The following is a 3,918-nucleotide window of genomic DNA, read 5'->3' on the forward strand; positions in this document are numbered from 1 at the left end:
GATGTAACGGTTGGGAGGGCGAACAGCACTAATGCAGCGCCGGTCGATCCGGCGATCAGGACAACCCACATGGGCCACGGCATCTTAGAATGCGTGCTTTTGACCGGGACCTGATCCGCGGAGGGCAAATGGCCAGCGGTCATGCGAACCGCTCAAACAGGCCGAACACTGGGCTGCTCCGACCAACTGCAAAGTGAAGGTTCTTCTTGCCAACCCGGAGCCGTCCACAATGGCCCATCGCGACATACCGCGCTGCCGCGTGAATTCGGTCGCTATAGGAGCAAAGCGGACGTAATCACCGTCGCACGAGGCCGCCGGATTTATAGGTACACGGCCTTATCTGTAGTGAGCCCGATGATGTCAAGCCTCCCGAGTGAACGTCACGCCGCCGAGCTCATGCTTCTATCTGTGGTCAACGCCTGGCCGCCACATCGTGCTGTCAGAGGGAGCGGCGAGCCTATCTGGTCACGTGAATCTAAAGTGCACCACATAGAGTCTGGTGGGCTTTGTGGCAGAAGCGTTTGACGGAAGCCAAAATCTGGTCAGCAGACTTGGTCCATTTGAAGGGCTTCGGATGTTTGTTGTGCAGGTCGATAAAGGTACGGATGTCGGCCTCGAGTTGTCTGACGGAGGTGTGCACGCCTCGCTGGATTTGCTTTCTGGTGAGTTAAGCGAACCAGCGCTCGACCAGATTGATCCAGGACGCAGAAGTCGGCGTGAAGTGGACATGATAGTGCGGCCGACGAGCAAGCCACGCTTTGATCCTGGGCGTCTTGGTGGGTGGCATAGTTGATGGGGTGGACGCCCCCTCTCGGCATCGCTGTGCCAAAGTGGTGTCGTTGACCATCACTTGAACGGAGGCGTCCATGTCGGAACTTCGGTTTGGATCTGGCGAAGAACGTATTCCAGCTGCACGGTGCCGATGGATCAGGAACCGTGCTCTTCCGCAAGAAGCTGCGGCGGGACCAGGTGCTCAAATTTCTTGCCACACAGCCGGTCTGCACGGTCGCCATGGAAGCCTGCGCCAGCAGCCATTGCTGGGCGCGCGAGATCGCGAGACTGGGGCACGAGGCACGACTAATTGCGCCAGACTATGTGAAGCCCTTCGTGAAGCGGCAGAAGAATGATGCCGCCGATGCGGAAGCGATCTGCGAAGCCGCCCAGCGGCCGACAATGCGACACCCTTTCATCAAGTAGTCGCAGTTGCTCAACAAGCAGGCGTAGAATCGGTCGGGCGAGCTCTGGAATGTCGGTGTCATCGTCCCCGATCGCCGACACGAGCTTGGCAACATGGACGGGCCCCTTCGCCACTATCATCCCGAATTCGGCTACATGGCCACGGATTGCGTTGATGGTCTGGGTGCGTCGGCATCCTCCTTGGCGCTTTGCAAGCTCGCGGTCGAGCAGCACCAGGGGATCGGGAAAACCAGATCATGGATACGTGCCTCGAGCACGCGAAGTTGAATTGGACCCGCTCCGCGAACTCCCATACGGGCCAGCGGCATGTGACAGCCGCAGCAAGAGGCCGGACACATGTCAGCACCCGACCACGCTCCGAGCTCGCCGAAAGATTCGTCTTGCACCAGCGGGGGCGTCCACACATGTCCATGACGAGATGGACAGCGAACCCCTCAGGGATTTGAGCGTCGATCTCTTTGAGGAACTTCAAGAATTCGACTGCCCGATGACGCTTGTAGCATTTGCCGATGACGAACCCCGAGGCAACGTCGAGCGCTGCAAAAAGCGTGGTCGTGCCATGCCGCACGTAGCTGTGTGCGTGCGACGTTCGGCACGCCAGGCATCATCGGCAAGACCGGCTGCTCGCGATCGAGGGCCTGAATCTGGCTTTTCTCATCGATGCTGAGGACAAGGGCTCGGTTCGGTGGGATAGATAAAGGCCGACGATATCGCGTACCTTGTCGACGAACAGCGGATCGCTGGTTTGTGCTGGAATGCACGCTCCGTTTAGTGCTGGAGCTGTGTAGTGCGCGGCGACCTCCCGCACATAGCTTGCGTCATTTTGCTGGAACTGGCTTCGCTGGCAATCCTTGCGGCCGCAACCTTGATGCAATGAGGTGACCGACTTCTCAGGCGATCCTTCCCGGCGCGCAGCAAGATGGATGGTCGGTTTGTGACGGTCGCCATCAAGGAAGGCGGCGACGATGACGACGAGCACAGGCACATAACTTACGCGGTCGCAGTCGCGGACCAAAGGAAAGCCGTGAAGCTAGCTTTGAAAGATAGCGGCGCGAAGGCTGCAGTGGTCAACTGCCCGGTCGAAGATGGGATGCTGCAAACGTTGGGCTTGGAGACCGGAGAGCTCATCGTTGTGCATGATGACGAGATTGATCCGATCACTGTGCGGCCTCGGCCCGATTAGGGACGCGTTCGCTCTCGTTCAACCGCGTCGGATTGACGACATGCATGTCCGGAAGCCGCACCGCAGTTAGCTGGCGTGCTGTGATAGCGCGCAATTTGCTTCCCCTCCTCTTTCCGATCTTCTGGCACGCGGGTTGCTTAGCCATGCATGGCTTGGTCTCTTACTGACTAACCTCCTAAGGGCCAAGCCGCGCATCGCAACTCGCCGGTCGGCGGCCTCCGACGTCCGTGCGCTTTTTCTGACGGCACGATGATCAGCCGAGCGCTTGGCATCATGATCATCTGGCACGCGAGTTGCTAGGAGACGTACGGGCTTGGCTGCTCATGCATTCGCGCTGCACCTTGCGAGCGTCAAGCCTGCGCGGGTGGACCTCCCTCCACCCGCGCTTCCTTCTCCGTCGCCCTTGTGGAGATCATGGCATGACACGTGAAGGGGCTTTGAAGAACGCCATAGTGACACTCGAAAAATACTCTCGGGCAAAGAGCGCCGTACTTGCGGTGATAGAGGAATTCCAAGAGACTAGACCGCCAGCTAGCCCCCGCCTCGAAAACAGAAGCTCTCTTGGATAGATCAGAACTGAGATGGCAGCAGGATGGATGGTTTCGGTCGGCATCGTCAAAGACGGCAAGGTTCGATATGTAACTTATGCCGTCGCTATGGCTGATCAGGCGGAAGCCGTGAAAGCCTCATTGGCTGCCAGTGCCGGTGACGCAACGATCGTGAATTCCGAACTCCGCGAAGCCGATTTGAAAGGCCTCGGGTTGAAGGCTGGCGAGCTTGTACCCATATACGACGATCGCAACGATCCGCTGATGTCGCGCACGTGGCGTCCTGTCCGACCGCGCGACACAAATTAGCGGGCGACCGCCGGGATCAATGTCACTTGTTCGTGAAATTTGGTCGCCCATTGCAGAAGGTCCCACAATGTCAGAAATTTCACGTAACGCCTGCCATAGGGCACTGGGAACTAAACTGATTGATAACGGAGCGGATCTTGGATCGTTATGCGGAGTGCGCGGCCATTCGAGCCTCATGATTTACGTGGCGACGCAGCCTGTGGACTTCAGAAATTATGCGGAGCCCACGATTGATGGTGATCGGCTATGACGCCGCAGCCGTCACCTCGCGCGCTGGCTCACGTGGCCAAAGTCGCAGTCACCGACATCGATGATGGCGTCACCGATCGGTTCGCTCGGCACCGGGTCGATGTCCCGGCATCCGTCGTGAGAAGGGCGCTAGTACGTGAGACGGGTACGCCGGTTCGTCGAGCTTCTCGCAAGGTCGATCCGATCCCCCCACGTCCCCGGCGCCATAAGCCGCGCGTCTGCCTTCGTCCGAGCCGCGACAGGTTAACGACATACATGCCCGGAAGCGGTGCGACGAGTTAATTGCGCGTGTCAACCGGCGTTGGGACTGGGACCCCGATCGGCATCCAAAAGGGGCTCTGACGCATATGTGGAACGGCCCGGTTAGCAAGGTATTTCTCAGCGTGCATCACCGTCGGACGGTGCAGTCATATGTCCGGCCTATCCGTACGG

2 protein-coding genes and 3 pseudogenes are annotated in these 3,918 nt (G+C 58.9%); 3 read left to right on the forward strand and 2 right to left on the reverse strand.

Features of this window, described 5'->3' with window-relative positions:
• Positions 1–475: 475 nt before the first annotated feature.
• A pseudogene (locus ALC15_RS45335) lies at positions 476–818 on the reverse strand (IS630 family transposase); the annotation flags it as partial.
• A 64-nt stretch (positions 819–882) separates the two neighbouring features.
• On the opposite strand from ALC15_RS45335, the pseudogene ALC15_RS40765 reads away from it, so the two are divergent.
• A pseudogene (locus ALC15_RS40765) lies at positions 883–1,194 on the forward strand (IS110 family transposase); the annotation flags it as partial.
• 409 nt (positions 1,195–1,603) lie between these two features.
• Here ALC15_RS40765 and ALC15_RS42940 read toward each other — a convergent pair.
• Positions 1,604–1,942, reverse strand: a pseudogene (locus ALC15_RS42940) (transposase); the annotation flags it as partial.
• Between the two features lie 279 nt (positions 1,943–2,221).
• Between ALC15_RS42940 and ALC15_RS47050 the strand changes: the two are divergent.
• Positions 2,222–2,380, forward strand: coding sequence for a hypothetical protein (locus ALC15_RS47050; protein WP_244486500.1), 159 nt, complete (start codon positions 2,222–2,224; stop codon positions 2,378–2,380).
• A gap of 581 nt (positions 2,381–2,961) precedes the next feature.
• Positions 2,962–3,237 (forward strand): hypothetical protein, encoded by a 276-nt coding sequence (locus tag ALC15_RS40775; RefSeq protein ID WP_063616653.1) that lies wholly within the window; start codon positions 2,962–2,964, stop codon positions 3,235–3,237.
• Positions 3,238–3,918: the final 681 nt, after the last annotated feature.

It is taken from the genome of Bradyrhizobium viridifuturi (genome assembly GCF_001238275.1).
Lineage (GTDB): Bacteria > Pseudomonadota > Alphaproteobacteria > Rhizobiales > Xanthobacteraceae > Bradyrhizobium > Bradyrhizobium viridifuturi.